Source organism: Paremcibacter congregatus (assembly GCF_006385135.1).
Taxonomy (GTDB): domain Bacteria; phylum Pseudomonadota; class Alphaproteobacteria; order Sphingomonadales; family Emcibacteraceae; genus Paremcibacter; species Paremcibacter congregatus.
In genome coordinates, this window is record NZ_CP041025.1 from 3,951,142 (window position 1) to 3,965,732 (window position 14,591).

Sequence of the window (14,591 nt, forward strand, 5' to 3'; positions counted from 1 at the left end):
GTATCCGCCTTAATCAAGTTCTTTTTTGTGCCCATTCCCTGTCCTGTTTGATAAGTAGGTTTGCAAGCAGGATTAGCATACGCATGATGGCTGCAAATGCAACTTTCGTCTGTTTACCGGCTTTAATGAGGCGGTCATAAAATATTTTCATATCTGGATTGTGCCTCGCCGCGACTACAGCGGGCATATAAAGTGCATCTCGCAGGTGTTTTCGTCCGCCTTGAATAAAGGCTTTCCCTCGCCATTGTCCGGATTGGCGCGCCATCGGCGCCAGGCCCGCAAGGCTTGCAACCTGTTTTCCATTCATCGTTCCAAGCTCAGGCATCTCGGTGAGAAGTGCTGCTGCACTGATCTTTGATAGTCCTGGAATAGAACAAATCATATCATGGGCACGCGCTGTCTCAGGCGTGTTTTGCAGTAACTCGTTGATAGCCTCATCCACTTGGTCAAGCTGGTTTTTCAGTTGAGTAAGTCGTACTTTCGCCTGACGCTTAAGAATAGTCAGTGTAAGGCTCTTTTGTCGGTTGAGTGCGCGGGTTCTGTCTTTAATCAAAGCCTGACGTGCGATCTGCAACTTTTTAAGATCCCTTTGTTCCCTTGATGCTAATACCTGTGGCTTCATCGAAAAGGCTCGGTCCATGAGGGCCAACATTCGTGCATCTACCTGATCGGTTTTAGCCCGTGTCCCATGTGCTTGTGCGAAGCGACGTGCTTGCAATGGATTAATTTTGCCAAAGGAAAACGCGCAGCCAAAGATTCCTCAAAGGCGCGATGATACGGGCCAGTGGGTTCATAGACGATGCAATCTATTTTCTGGCCTTTCAACCAACACTGCAACGATTTAAAGCACCCACTATTATTTGAAAACTGGGCTATGGTACCATCACTCAGACGGTGCACGTCCAACATGGCTTTTGAGATATCAATCCCGATAGTATTATCTGTCATCTTATCCGTGTCCTATGCTTGTCATGCGAGCCATTCACTCACGTATCCGTTCAGGTCTCATGGAAAAAACGGCGGTGATCTAACTATTCAACGGCCCTTTAATGACCAAGCCCCTAACGATCCTACCGCCGTCGCTGATCGGCATAATTTGAGTGCCGAACAGCAACTTCCATTTTACACAGAAGTTACGAAAAATTATAAGACAAGCCCCTTATTTGTAGACATCTTGCAGGGGGAAATATTGACTACCCACCAGTTCTTTGCTTGCAAGATTAGCGACTTTTTATTACTTAATTTTTTCTGCTTTCTCCCCCAATTATTCAAGCATTTTTTTGCCTAAATGTATCATCTTTTTGAATCTCTAAACCATTGAAATATATAGAATAAAAAAATCCGGTACGGACTTTATTACTGATAATCAAAGACTTATCAAATAGTGGGGGGTTATCGGTAAAAAAACATGGTGTAGGTAAAAAGGGTGTACAGGTCATGACTTAAAGCCCCTGCACCTAAGTTCCTTTAATCTTGCCCTAGCTCTTTTTCCCCTAAATTTCCGCCCCCTCACCCGCCAAATTTTTTCCTGAAAAATCTTCTCAATAGAGTGAAAAAAACTACTCAATAGGTGATTACAAAATCTGGATTTTGCGATTACAAAATAACACTATCCAAGTATTTGAAGACATTAGATATTCCAAATTTTAGTGCTAAAAACGTAATCAAAAAAAACTGGGGCCGTAATCGCATCTGGCACCAATTTAAGGAAACCCGTTCAACGGGTTAATGAATTCAAGACACTTTAGTGTCAGCACGGTAGGTGCATGTTGTGTGTATGATTACACTTTCTAGTAAAAATCTATAGTATTAAATCTTTTAACTTACACTGGCGGAATCAGAAAAGTTGTCAATTTTTTACAAAATGATCTTTCTGTCATATCTATTTGATTTAATTAAACAGCGGCTAATCTAATCTTAAATTTAGTAAGTCAGTATCGACGTCTTTTAGATCGTGCAAAAATGGCTTGTGCCCCTGAAATGTTTAGGCGCCAGATTATCATCTCTTTACTTATTCCGTACGTAGTGATGATTTCGGATGTTGTCATTCTAGAAAATAATGCATGTTTAGCCGCTGGTTTAGGTAATAAAAGAGCGCCTGCCAAGAAATTAGCCTCATCTTCTATATCTTGATTAAAGTTACGCATGCCACCTTCGCACATCGGTGGCGTGATTGGATGACCGAGAATGCCGTGACTTAGCTCATGTGCTATATTAGAGTTTGTACGTTCTTCACCATGGTTGTCATTATATATGACCAAGCGTTTTGAACCATGAAACACCGTAAGCCCAGAAAAAGATGATTCTCCATCAGTCGAAAAATGTTCTACAGCTTGAGGGACTTCATCACTTAATTCAGACATACCCATCAAGGGAATTGAAAGCAAATCAGCTAAGTCACGAGGGTTTAATGGGCACGTATCTGATAACTGCAATTCTCGTCTAAATTCTAAAGCGTACCATTCGGCCTCAGCTTTAAATCCACGGCGGTAACCCATTAATTCTTAATCCCTTAACCTCTCGTACGCAGCCTGTACAATTGCGGACAAAGCATCTGCTGATTTATCGTCTAAATTCTTATCAGCTCTTAAATATGTACCAATAGTAGCAACTGTATCAACTTGTTCAATGTCATTATTAGATTTTTCAATAAAATCATCAGCGGATAACCCTGACCAATCGATGAGTGCTGCCATGCTATCAACATCAGGCCTCTTTCCTTGTGCCATTCTTGTTAATGTTGACGGGCTAATTTGTGCTAACTCTGCAACTTTTTTCCATGTGTATTTTTTAGATTCGCGACAAGTGTTTAGTGCGGAATAAAAAGACTCCGCATTGAATTTACCATTGCTCATTTTGACTCCCTTCAATTGCTATAGTCAAATTAAATTTGACAAATGCAATTAATGTTGATAATTTGATTCTAGCAATTAAGTACGACAAATGCAAACAGAGAGTTGAAATGACGAAAAGAAATCAACATATCACGCCTCATAGGGATGGCTGGCAAGTACGCGGAGCAGGTTCTGAAAAGGCTACAAGCGTTCATAGCACTCAAGCAGAAGCAATTTCACATGGAAGAGATATTTCCCGTAACCAAGGAAGTGAACTTCTCATTCATGGCCGTAATGGCCGTATTCGCGCCCGAGATTCGCATGGATCTGATCCATATCCACCTAACGGTTAATCAAGGGACCGATTTTCGGTCCTTTTCTTTATAGAAAGACATACTATGACTAAAAATATTGTAATTTGCTGTGATGGCACAGGAAATGAGTATAGTGAAAATAATACCAATGTGGTTGGTGCTTTTTCTTCAATCGAACGCGACAACAAACAAGTCGCATTTTATGACACCGGTGTTGGCACCTTTAACCCCTTGGGCATGTCACTTGGGCCTGTGTCGAAGAAGGTCGGCATTATCTTTGGGCAAGCATTTGGCTATGGTGTTAAGCAAAATGTTCAGGAAGCCTATGTTTATTTGATGGATAGGTATGAAGCTGGTGACAATGTCTTCATCTTTGGTTTTAGCCGTGGGGCTTATACTGCTCGTGTTCTCGCCGGAATGCTTCATAAATGTGGCCTCCTTCAAAAAGGGAGCAAAAACTTAATTCCATATGTTATGAAAATGAATTTTGAAGAAAAACCTGAACACTTAGTTGAAGGTTTTAAACGTGATTTCTGCCACACATGCAAACCTCACTTTGTCGGAGTTTGGGATACAGTGGCTTCTATAGGAACCCTTCATCCAACAAGGCATTTTAAAGATGATGTGCTTAACCATGATGTGGCAAATGGATATCATGCAATTTCTATTGATGAAAAAAGGAAGAAATTTCCAATCAGCCTGTGGGATGAAAGTCAAAAATCAAATCAGCAAAACACCCAACAAGTGTGGTTTGCTGGTGTTCATTCCGATATTGGTGGCTGGTATAATGAACGCGGTCTATCAGACATCACACTGAAATGGATGCTTTCCAATGCGGAAAAGTGTGGCTTGAGGCTCAAAAAAGACTGGGATCGCGACTTGAAGTGTAATCCGCTAGGCCCAATCCATGAGTCGCGGACAGGCTTTTGGAAGATGTGGTTTGAGGCACACCGATCAATCCCTGAAGGTGCGATTATTCATCAAAGTGTGATCGATCGTATTGAGCAATCTGATTATAAAGTTAACTTGCCTACTAAATATCATGTGGCTTCATAACGGCCAACGGAACTCTAAATATTATATTCACAAATTAGCTTTCAGACTTATGCTGGAAGCCTAATTTTGTGAAACAGAAGGATCAAAGTGAAGCCCCCTAAGTCTGAAGGACACTATCATAGCTATTAATTCTTTATCTTTAAAAGCTCATCAATAATTTCATGAGGATCAAAATTCAAAGCATCCGCAAACTCCATCATTTCTACAACGTCAACTCGACGTTCCCCCAATTCACATTTTGAAATAAACGTTTGACGGGTCTTCATTTTATTAGAGCTGGTCCCGGAAAATAGGACAATGTGTTAAGCTACTATTCTGATCAAGGAAGGATGGTAATTCACCCGTTGAACCCATCCTCCTTAAAAATGGAGGTATTACCGGATCATTTAATTGAGTAGAACACACAAGGATTTTCCAGCCGGATACAGGGCTGCCAACCTAATCGGGAATCAGTAAAAAGCATAGCAAATCAGGGGGTTCCAAGACATCATAGCGCTAAAATATTTATAAAATAACAGGACAAAAAAGCCAGAATAGATCGATTCTACGACCTTTAGGTTTTTTGCCGTTTTTGTGCTAGAACCGTGCTAGCTCTGAGCAGCCTCAAATACAAAATAAATTCAGAAAAATGGATATTTTTACAAAAAAAATTTTGATACGGCAAAAATCTGGTTAGATGCCCTTAAGACTTACAAAAGGAACTGGGCGTTTCATAATCGTCCGCACAATTGAGTTCACCGAGTACAGCAACTCGCTACATCATCGGCGGCATAACGCCAATACAGAAATTAGCTATGCAATCCATAGCCGCTTAACTGGCTCTACTTCTGAAGTCCCCTAAAAAGGGGGGTATTACCCGCGAAATGCAGCCGGAGCCCGGCCCGCAAAAGTGCATAAGCCATGGTCGGATCAAGAGCGGTCAAGGCCGTCAAATGTAAAATCCGACATAACTTTTATAGAACCTGGAATCCTTCATTCCTATAAACGCGTAAAAGTACCTTCTTCATAGCGAAAATAGCCTCTCTTCGCCCAAAAGGGCTCCAGGGATTTTACGATCCTGCAGCAGGTCGTCGATAATATCTTGTTCATGAGATATAATATTTCTCCCCTTCTATGGGATATCTCATGGTCGCTTAAACAATGAAGTAGTGAGGCTTATTTGGGTAAGATCTTTTAGATGGCCTCAATATGTCAAAGCCAGTCAAGAGGTCTCATTTTTTGCCGCTTTTTCCTCCAGATATGACCTGCTCCACTCCTCCAGATCGTCCAAAATGAACTTTAACTTTTGCCCCTGTTTGCTAAGAGAATATTCTACTTTAGGCGGTACCTGAGCATAGACTTTTCGTTCAATGATATCATACCGTTCAAGATCTCTTAGCTGTTTCGTCAGCATTCTTTGTGTTATATCCGGCACTGTGCGATGTAATTCACTAAACCGCATGGTTCTCTGCGCTAAACACCATAAAATCATCCCCTTCCACTTGCCGCCAATTATGCCTAGGGCCGTCTCGGTAGGGCAGAACAGGTCTTCTTCGGTAAATCTTACAGGCATGACAATAATCCATTAGTATCAAAAATGTATGTATATCACAAAAATGTACATACTTACAAAAAAGTTATACTTCATGTAAAAAGTGATAATACTTAATTTAAAGGATTCTTACAATGCCAAACACACTACCTATCCTCACCCCTGCGTTCATAAATGACACCCTCATTAACAACCGTATAATTCTGGCCCCCATGTCCCGTGCAAGTGCTGAAGATGATGGCACACCGACACAAAATATGATGACTTACTACGAAAGTTTTGCCAAGGGCGGATATGGCTTACTCATTACAGAAGGCACATATACAGATGCAAACTACGCACAGTCCTATGCGAATCAACCTGGTATGGTGACCGAAAGGCACAAACTCGGCTGGCAAAATGTCACCCAAGCCGTAAAAAAAACAAACGGCAAAATTATTCTGCAGATTTTCCACGCCGGGGCATTATCACAGCATGTGACACAATCCTATGCTCCGTCCGCCGTTAAACCGGCTGGTACAATGCTTGAGGGCTACGGGCACAAACAAGGGGCCTATGATATTCCTAAAACCTTAGACTTGAATGACATCCAAGCGATCAAACAGGGATTTGTCCAAGCCGCTCAACTCGCCGAAGAAGCCGGTTTTGATGGCGTAGAAATCCATTGCGCCAACGGCTACCTTCTTGATCAGTTTTTAACTGATTATAGCAATGAACGTGATGATCAATATGGTGGCCCGTTACAAAATAGAATCCGCTTAACTTGTGAGATCATCAGAGAGATCAAGCAAAGAACCGGATATGCCTTTATTATCGGGGTCCGGTTATCACAATCCAAAGCCAATAATCTTGATTATTTTTGGCCCAATGGCGTCACTGACGCGCATGCGATTTTTACCTCTGTCGCCGATGCAGGCGTACATTACATTCATCTGGCAAGCGACATGAAAGGATACACTTATCACAGCCGCACAAAAGATAAAATAAACCTCACGGCCTACGCGCGTGACGTGACCGGCCTACCCGTGCTCGCCAATGGTGGACTGCATGATATTGAGCTCGCCAATGCCGTAATCGACAAGAAACAAGCCGATTTTATCGCCGTCGGAAAATCCGCGATGGTCAACCCCGACCTACCACAAAAAATTCAAGCGGGGAAACCGATTTCTGAATTTACGTTTGACGTTTTTAAATATGGTGTTTCGATTGAAGGCCAGTTAAAATGGCAAAGTGAAAACGAGACCCGCCGGGGCAGACCTGAAAAATCATAAGATTACATCAAGAATATTGTAAAGGAAGGAAGGGATATGTCCGTAGGAGATACCGATCATTAGCGCATAGGAAAGACGACCTTCCTATTTCTGGCTTTACTAGCGGGTTTCAGTACGGTCACCCATCTCGCCATTATTAAATTGAACCCGACAAGCCTGTATATCGGCGTATTAATGTGGTGCCCGACTCTGGCCACAGCCCTCACCCTGGGCCTGACAGGAAGGGGGCTATCCAGCTTGTCCTGGAACTGGGCAGCGTGGCAATACAATCGAAACGCATATCTCATCCCGGTTATTTACGTGTCTGTCGCCTATGCACTTGTATGGAGCTTTGGCTTAGGCGGCGTTCCATCAGAGGAAACGATTGCCGACTGGGCTCAAACACTCGGATTGCAGGGCCGTAATCAGTCTGTGGTTTTGGCGATGATGATTGTGCTGCTGGGGTTAATTGGCTTTATCAAATACCTCGGCGCGATTCTGGGAGAAGAATTAGGCTGGCGCGGATTTCTCATTTGGGAATTGAGAAAAGTAATGCCCTTCGGCGTCGTTTCACTCGTGAGCGGCCTTATCTGGGCGACCTGGCATTGGCCGCTCGTGGTTTATGTCATTGCTCATCATGGTGGCCTGCGCCCGTCCTGAATGACACTGCGTTTAAGGCCTTTCTTGGGCGACCCCAGGAACATACACCGCCAACGGGAGCTTCATCCACCAGAGAGCTTTGCATTTCGGGGAGTATCTATACATGTCAAGCCCGTGGAAACTACTTCTTCTTTCGCAAGGCGGGTATTTTTAACCCTGCTTCGGATGACGCAATCAATATCTCAAGTCTTTTCAATCGCGCTTCCTCTTTCTTGGCGCTCATGACCCACCATATCGACTCTCTTCTGTAGGACGGTGCCAAATTTTTGAGAAACAGCCAAGCTGGCTGTCTCGTTTTGATTTGAGCTTCATACGCCCTGGAAAGCTGCAAATTTCGATCTTGGGCGCAATAACCTTTTACATCGGTTCTCTTGTTGAAGACGTACATTCCTGCTGGCTTCATCTTTCCAAGCTGCGTGAGCGCCTTCACCTTCTTTACGTTCACCGCACTCCACACACTACCTGTTCTGCGCGGGGTGAAGCGAATTTTGTAACTCTGATCATCAATGGTCTTTCGAATACCGTCTATCCAGCCATAACAAAGAGCGACATCCACGGTTTCAGACCACGTAAGACTGGCTCGCCCGGTGCTTTTCCTAAAATAGCCTACCCAAAGCTCGCTGGCTTCAGCATGATCTTCCAGCCAATCACCAAACTCTGCCTGAGTTTGGAAGAATATTTCCTCTCCCATCTTCTGATCTCCCGACATCGTCCTCAACCATTGCACCGTTGGTGAACCGCATATTGTCTTCGACGCCTCATTACGCCCTCCGGTAAAGCCGAAGATCCTGAGGCGCCGTGAAAAGCTCCCACGCCTAAGAGACCGCCTGCTGTTCCAGCCAGTTCAGGATCGCTCGGGATGTTTCTTCCGGCTTTTCTTGTTGGATCCAATGGCCGCAATCTAGACTGATCACGTCCACATTGGGTACGAAATCAGCCAGTTTGTCCGACTTCGGAACCAAATCGCGATCGCCATAGATCATGAGCGCAGGTTGCTGGATGACCGGGTTCACTTCCGCCAACAAGCGCCAGTTGCGATCAAGATTTCTATACCAGTTTATGCTGCCCGTGAACCCTGACGTTTCGAAGGCAGCTACAAAAACGGCCAGTTCGCTGTTGCTCATCAGAGGCTCACCGCGTGGCGTTTCCGCTCTGGCGAGATTGATCATCGCCATGCCCGGTTCTGGTTCTCTCAAGGGCTCGTTTTTTCTGTACAGGTTGCGAAGGAAACGGAATGTATTCTCTTCCAAGACGGCGTCTGCGATGCCGGGCCGTCGATTGAAGTGTACAAAATAATTGTCACTGCCGAATATTTGCTCCATGAACTCAATCCAGGGCGTTTCTCCGCGTTCCTGGTAAGGCAAGCTCAGATTTATCACTTTATTGACCCGGTCTGGATGTAATAAGGCCAACCCCCAAACGACCATCGCCCCCCAGTCATGGCCAACAAAGGTGGCATCTTGGTATCCGTAGTGGTCGAGAAGCGCGATAAGGTCACCCGACAACTGTTCAATGTCATAGGCCGTTACTTCCGACGGGCGGGATGAGTTGCCATATCCCCGCTGGTTCGGGACGATGACATGGTAGCCCGCTGCGGCAAGGGCGGGCATCTGATGGCGCCAGGAAAAGGCGTGCTCTGGCCAGCCATGGCAGAGTACAATCGGTTTTCCTGCATTTTCCCGTCCGGCTTCAAAGACTTCCAGTTCAACGCCGTTGGCTGAAACAAGAGTGGGCGCGGGAAAGTCGGTTGGATTTAACATTAGCATCTCCTTCAAGTGTGTTCGTTCAACGTCAATATATTGCCTAAGATGACATTTTATGGCATATTTGTTCCATGGCTCGAACAAATTCATATGGCCGGCTGAGAAGACTGGAACTCCTCGCCGCCCACCTCAAACAAGATGGATTTTGCACCATCAAGGACCTCGCTGAGTTGCACCTGGTGAGCAAACGGACAATTGCGCGTGATCTGCAACTGATGCGTGATCAAGGCCTTCCCATTGATGCAGATAGAGGCCGGGGAGGGGGTGTCAGGTTGGATCGTAACTGGGGCGTCGGGCGTCTTAACCTGAGCTATACTGAAGCCGTTGATCTGCTTATCAGCATTGCCGTCGCCGAGCAGATGAACTCACCGATATTTCTCGCAAATTTAGGTTCGATCAAACGTCAACTCGTTGCGTCCTTCGCGCCGGACAAACGGAACAGGGTCGAGCGTATCAAGTCCAGAATTCTTATTGGGGCAACCGCTTCAACAACAGTACAGGGGACAATTGCTCCGTCGGGAAACCGCGTCATACAAACATTGCACCAGAGTTTCTTGAACCAAAATTCCATTCTCATCCGCTACCAGGATGAAGGCGGCAGGACCACGACACGCGAGATCGAAGCGCATTATCTCCTGTTAAACTATCCGGTCTGGTATGTGCTTGCCTTCGATCATTTCCGTGCAGCACCACGAACATTTCGCTGTGATCGCATCGTTGAGGCGGACACCTCCACCACCCGCTTTCAACTGTTGCCAAAGGATAGCTTCAAGCAAACTTTTGAAGGGTATGGGCTGGAGAACCTGAAGGCTGCCCTGTCAAGGGCGGAATAAAATCAGGCCATAGGACAAGGGCCAGTGTGAGGGCCCATGGCTGAAGATATTGCGGTATCAATGCACGAAACAACGCTGCCAATTGACTTCCCAGTCTAAGTCACCGATGCTGTCGGTCAACCTCCGCCGCCAACAACGCGTTGGGGTTAAGAAAGGCCTGCTCGGCACCTGCAAACGCGGCGACTGTTACTTGAGACATACCTTGATCCATGACCCCCGGGTTTTCGTATCACGCATCGCCAGACCTAGGAAACCCCGAAAAACCATCTCGAAGCTGCATGCGCCAATAATATGGTCATAAACCTGTTAAACTAGCCCATATACCTGCTGAAAAACTTAAGCAATCCGTTGTTCAGTTCCTCAGCTTCACGCAGATCAGGGTTATAATGAAAGTCATGCTCCAAGCCTTCCCATACATGCAATTCAGCTTCTACGCCCAAGGAAAGCAATTGACGGTGTGTCGCCAAAACGCCGCTGAGAGCAAAATCTCGGCTAGACGACGCCAGAAAAGCAGGAGGAAAATGCGTCAGATGATGGTCCGACAAGGATGGCGTGAGTTCCAGACTGTCAACATCCGCCCCTTCATAATATTGCAGCTTCAGTATCTCGGATAAATCAACACCGTAAATGGCGGACATTATGCCACCTCCGACAGCGACTGAATCTCCAACAACCTGCGTGGCACCCCCAGCGATCAAACCGATGGCTGCGGGCAACGGTAAATTTTCCTGTTGCAGTCTCACTAGCACCTGGGTCGTTAATATTGCCCCGGCAGAGGCACCGTAAAATCCGATATTTTCAGGCTGATATTCTTCCAGCAAGGCCCTGTATACAGCCATAATGTCATTTGTGGCAGCCGGGAACCTGTATTCCGGAGCCATCCTATAATCAGGGCTAACCACTTTAATGTTTCCAAGCGCAGAGACCGGAATTGATTCAAGCTGGCTATAGGTCCGTGAACCAACTTCAAACCCTCCGCCGTGTAAATTAATCAAAACACGCCCTTCGTTTTCAGCCGATACACCTTGGTGAGGTATAAAGATTTCAACAGGAACACCGTTTATTTCCTCGTTTCTCACCACCACGCTATAACGGGCCGTCAGGCTGCGATACAAAGCACCCTGATAAAAAAAATCCCTCTCCAATTGCCTGGGGTTCACCCCCATGCTTGAATCGCCTGACTCCCGGCCTGCCTGCAAGGCAGCCACACATTGCTGCATATATCCGACCATATAGGATTTATAATCCGCGATGGCTTTTCTAGTTTCTTCAGTCAGCAACTCCGATTCTGGTAAATCGAATGACGGAATTGTAAGAACTTCTGAGGTCGACTCAGCTATTTTCATATCAGTCATCTTGCATGTCCTATTCCCTATCTTATCTTAGCAAGGAGATAATTATCACATCCCTCCCTGCATACTTGGTCACATAAACCCGTTAAGCAGGCAGTGAGCTTCGCACTATCCTGCCTCCCTTCATTACAAATAGAATATTCTTCTCAGGCGCCCCAAAAGGCTCCAGACTCTTCAGAGGATTAAAGTCCAGGAGGATCATGTCCGCATATGCCCCCTCAGCAATACAGCCAAGCTCACCTTGCCTGTTTAAAATTTCCGCATTGATTGATGTCGCAGAACGCAGTACCTCAATAGGCGTATCAACCTCTCCGCGCAGGGCAAGTTCTCCTCCCTGCAAAGGATGGAACCTGCTATCCAGCAGATCGGAACCAAGGCCCAGCTTTACACCAGCCCGTTTGCAGGTCTCAATTGATCCCAATGTTGTCTCATACAGCCCCTGAATCTTTTCCAGGCTCATCGGTGGCAACCCCAGCATGTGACCATTATCCCGAACAACGGCCATCACCGATAATGTAGGAACAACATAAGCATCACTACGGACAATCAGTTCCGCCGTATCAGCACTTATCTCGGAACCATGCTCAATTGTTCGCACGCCGTATTCAACGCAGCGCTTGGCAGCACCATCCGTATGACAGTGCGCCATAACGTAGGTTCGATGAACGGAAGCCTCATAAACTGCTGCCCTGATTTCTGCTTCAATCATCTGATCCATCCAGAGGGGATCCGCCGGAGAACAAACACCGCCAGATGCAAATATTTTGATTTGATGCGCCCCCTGCCGCAATTCTTCCCGCACGGCACGCCTGACTTCATCTTCCCCATCAACCACAAGGGAGAGCGACCCGGAATAGCCCTTGCATCCGCAGGGTTCAAAATGACCGTCTGGCCTTAAATCCCCATGCCCTCCGGTTTGTGAAATCGCCCGCCCCGAATAAAAAAAACGCGGGCCATCAATCAGGCCCTGTTCAATACCAAGATAAAGCCCTCGGTCACCCCCTGCTGCATCCCGTACCGTGGTAAATCCCCTTCTTAACATACCCTCAAGAGTACGCGCTGCATGACTGGCCAGTAACGACGGCGGCATATGGTCCGTTTTAAAAACATCAAAACTCGGTGTATAAGCGTGCACATGCGCATCAATCAGCCCCGGCATCAGCACACGCCCCTCACAATTTATATAGTGTGCATCAGAGATATGCCTATTTGCCTTAGAGATATCTTTAATTCGCTCCTTTTCGACAAAAACCGAGAGGCCTTCTTGAAGCTCTTCCCTCTCTCCATCAAATATTAAACAGTTTTCCAGAACGATCATGTTATGTCTCTTTTAAGATTTCTTGCATCTGTCTGATTTCCGGCAGTGTCAGGGCGCCTGCCCAAAACACCTTATTCTGCATGATTGATCCACACCGATTGTCGCTGCAGATAATTTTCCATACAGGCCTCTCCGCCTTCTGCACCAAGGCCGGATTGCCCGAACGGTTCGAGGGAGAAAGCATGTCCTGCCCCCGCACTTTGCCCTGCGCAGGCATTCACAACGACGGACGACCGAATTCCTTTGGCCAACTTTAAGCCTGTTGAAATTTGGCTCGTCCAGACATAGGCCATAAGCCCGTATACTGTACTGTTTGCCAGACGCATGGCCTCGTCTTCATCTTCGAATGTCATCACAGATAATACAGGGCCAAAGATTTCTTCCTGAACGATCCTGTCCCCGGGAGATACTGCCCGAAAAATTGTGGGCTCTATAAAGTAGCCTCCTCCTGGCTGCGCACTTACCGCTCCACCGACCACAAGCTCTGCGGCAGACCTTTTTCCTTCCTCGATATAGCGAAGTACTCTGGTAAACTGGTTCTTGTTCACAAGCGGGCCAAAGCTTGTATCTGGATGTATCGCACTACCTATCTTGACCGCCTGAAATCGGTTGACCAACTTATCCAGCATTACATGTTCAATTTCCTTTTGAACAAGCAATCTTGTACCCGCGACACAAAGCTGTCCTTGGTTTGTCAGAACAAGGCCAGCAACAGCATCCGCCGCCGCATCAAGGTCAACTCCGTCCGCAAAAACAATATGGGGAGACTTCCCCCCACATTCAGCCTGCACTGCCTTCAAATTGGATTGTCCTGCATATTGCATCAACAGCTTGCCAACAGCTGTGGAGCCTGTGAAACCTATCATATCCACATCCATATGGAACCCGAGGGCCTTTCCGACTATCCCACCCTTCCCTTGCACCACATTTAAAACCCCTGGGGGCAAACCCGCCTCATTGGCAAGCCGGGCAAGCCTTTGCGCAGAACCAGGTGAATATTCAGAAGGTTTGAGAACAACACTGTTGCCAGCTGCCAGTGCCGGAATGGTTTTAAGCAGGGCATTAAACGTTGGGAAATTCCAGGGGGCAATTGCCCCGACTACCCCTTTTGGTACTCGTCTTTGCGCGACAAAGCTACCCACATCACTACTGAACACATCCCCTTTAATTTTATCAACCGCTTCCGCATAGAAACGTACCATATCCACAGCTGATTGAGCGCTGCCAAGAGAGACAGAAATGGGCTTACCCATCTCATAAGCATCCTTTAAGTTAAAAAGATCTACCTCTTTTTCAATAAGGTCTGCAAAATGCTGCAATATTCTCTTTTTGCTGTTCTGGGGTACTTTACGCCACCTGCCATCATCGAATGACTTCCGCGCCGAATAAACAGCCTGATCTATATCGCCCTTATGACCAGTAGGCATCTCCACCAACTCTTTCCCCGTTGAAGGGTCTGTCAAGATAAATGTCTCCGCTGACAAGGACCGTGTGTCTTCACCTTCTATCCATGATGAAACAAATGGGTCAGATTGCCAGATTTTTTTATAAGGTACGTTGTGCGTCTTGTTCATCTTGTCGGCCTTCCAGTAGTAATATTTTCAAAGAAACAATGCCTGCCGCCGCCCTCCACTTCTGAAGGTCTGAACATTTCTGACAAGACATTATTGCGATCAAACT

At 46.2% G+C, this 14,591-nt stretch carries 15 protein-coding genes; 5 read left to right on the plus strand and 10 right to left on the minus strand.

Annotated elements, in window-relative coordinates; translation table 11 throughout:
• Window positions 1-13: 13 nt before the first annotated feature.
• The 3 genes from FIV45_RS17300 to FIV45_RS17310 all read right to left on the minus strand — a co-directional run bounded on the left by FIV45_RS17300 (window position 14) and on the right by FIV45_RS17310 (window position 2,855).
• Window positions 14-718: a transposase gene (locus tag FIV45_RS17300; RefSeq protein WP_204602209.1), complete on the minus strand. Its 705-nt coding sequence runs from the start codon at window positions 716-718 to the stop codon at window positions 14-16.
• 1,213 nt (window positions 719-1,931) lie between these two features.
• A complete protein-coding gene (locus FIV45_RS17305; protein WP_099472980.1) occupies window positions 1,932-2,498 on the minus strand; it encodes an ImmA/IrrE family metallo-endopeptidase in 567 nt (188 codons plus the stop codon).
• Window positions 2,499-2,504: 6 nt separating this feature from the next.
• On the minus strand, window positions 2,505-2,855 hold the full coding sequence (locus FIV45_RS17310; protein ID WP_099472982.1) for a helix-turn-helix domain-containing protein: 351 nt from the start codon (window positions 2,853-2,855) through the stop codon (window positions 2,505-2,507).
• 107 nt (window positions 2,856-2,962) lie between these two features.
• Here FIV45_RS17310 and FIV45_RS17315 point away from each other — a divergent pair, with 107 nt between their 5' ends.
• Window positions 2,963-3,187 carry a DUF2188 domain-containing protein gene (locus tag FIV45_RS17315; RefSeq protein WP_099472984.1) on the plus strand — a complete coding sequence of 75 codons (225 nt, stop codon included), beginning with the start codon at window positions 2,963-2,965 and terminating at the stop codon, window positions 3,185-3,187.
• A 45-nt stretch (window positions 3,188-3,232) separates the two neighbouring features.
• Window positions 3,233-4,204: a DUF2235 domain-containing protein gene (locus tag FIV45_RS17320; RefSeq protein ID WP_099472986.1), complete on the plus strand. Its 972-nt coding sequence runs from the start codon at window positions 3,233-3,235 to the stop codon at window positions 4,202-4,204.
• Window positions 4,205-4,329: 125 nt separating this feature from the next.
• On the opposite strand, the gene FIV45_RS18515 is transcribed toward FIV45_RS17320, so the two are convergent.
• Window positions 4,330-4,470 (minus strand): hypothetical protein, encoded by a 141-nt coding sequence (locus FIV45_RS18515; protein WP_165777013.1) that lies wholly within the window; start codon window positions 4,468-4,470, stop codon window positions 4,330-4,332.
• Window positions 4,471-5,405: 935 nt separating this feature from the next.
• Window positions 5,406-5,756, minus strand: a complete 351-nt coding sequence (locus tag FIV45_RS17325; protein ID WP_099472988.1) for a winged helix-turn-helix transcriptional regulator — start codon at window positions 5,754-5,756, stop codon at window positions 5,406-5,408.
• A 113-nt stretch (window positions 5,757-5,869) separates the two neighbouring features.
• Here FIV45_RS17325 and FIV45_RS17330 point away from each other — a divergent pair, with 113 nt between their 5' ends.
• Both FIV45_RS17330 and FIV45_RS17335 read left to right on the plus strand, forming a co-directional pair.
• Entirely contained in the window at window positions 5,870-7,006 is a 1,137-nt protein-coding gene (locus FIV45_RS17330; protein WP_099472990.1) for an oxidoreductase, read from the plus strand.
• 237 nt (window positions 7,007-7,243) lie between these two features.
• The gene (locus FIV45_RS17335) at window positions 7,244-7,645 is read left to right on the plus strand and encodes a CPBP family intramembrane glutamic endopeptidase (protein WP_165777014.1); all 402 of its coding nucleotides are present in this window, start codon (window positions 7,244-7,246) and stop codon (window positions 7,643-7,645) included.
• Window positions 7,646-7,766: 121 nt separating this feature from the next.
• Here FIV45_RS17335 and FIV45_RS17340 read toward each other — a convergent pair whose 3' ends face one another.
• Entirely contained in the window at window positions 7,767-8,336 is a 570-nt protein-coding gene (locus tag FIV45_RS17340) for a YdeI/OmpD-associated family protein (protein WP_099472995.1), read from the minus strand.
• A gap of 124 nt (window positions 8,337-8,460) precedes the next feature.
• Window positions 8,461-9,405, minus strand: coding sequence for an alpha/beta fold hydrolase (locus FIV45_RS17345; protein ID WP_099472997.1), 945 nt, complete (start codon window positions 9,403-9,405; stop codon window positions 8,461-8,463).
• A gap of 74 nt (window positions 9,406-9,479) precedes the next feature.
• Here FIV45_RS17345 and FIV45_RS17350 point away from each other — a divergent pair, with 74 nt between their 5' ends.
• The gene (locus FIV45_RS17350) at window positions 9,480-10,241 is read left to right on the plus strand and encodes a helix-turn-helix transcriptional regulator (RefSeq protein ID WP_181040109.1); all 762 of its coding nucleotides are present in this window, start codon (window positions 9,480-9,482) and stop codon (window positions 10,239-10,241) included.
• A 311-nt stretch (window positions 10,242-10,552) separates the two neighbouring features.
• On the opposite strand, the gene FIV45_RS17355 is transcribed toward FIV45_RS17350, so the two are convergent.
• From FIV45_RS17355 to FIV45_RS17365, 3 genes are all read right to left on the minus strand, one after another.
• A complete protein-coding gene (locus tag FIV45_RS17355; RefSeq protein ID WP_099473000.1) occupies window positions 10,553-11,596 on the minus strand; it encodes an alpha/beta hydrolase in 1,044 nt (347 codons plus the stop codon).
• A gap of 82 nt (window positions 11,597-11,678) precedes the next feature.
• On the minus strand, window positions 11,679-12,911 hold the full coding sequence (locus FIV45_RS17360) for a metal-dependent hydrolase family protein (RefSeq protein ID WP_099473002.1): 1,233 nt from the start codon (window positions 12,909-12,911) through the stop codon (window positions 11,679-11,681).
• A 71-nt stretch (window positions 12,912-12,982) separates the two neighbouring features.
• Window positions 12,983-14,485: an aldehyde dehydrogenase family protein gene (locus FIV45_RS17365; RefSeq protein ID WP_099473005.1), complete on the minus strand. Its 1,503-nt coding sequence runs from the start codon at window positions 14,483-14,485 to the stop codon at window positions 12,983-12,985.
• Window positions 14,486-14,591 lie beyond the last annotated feature (106 nt).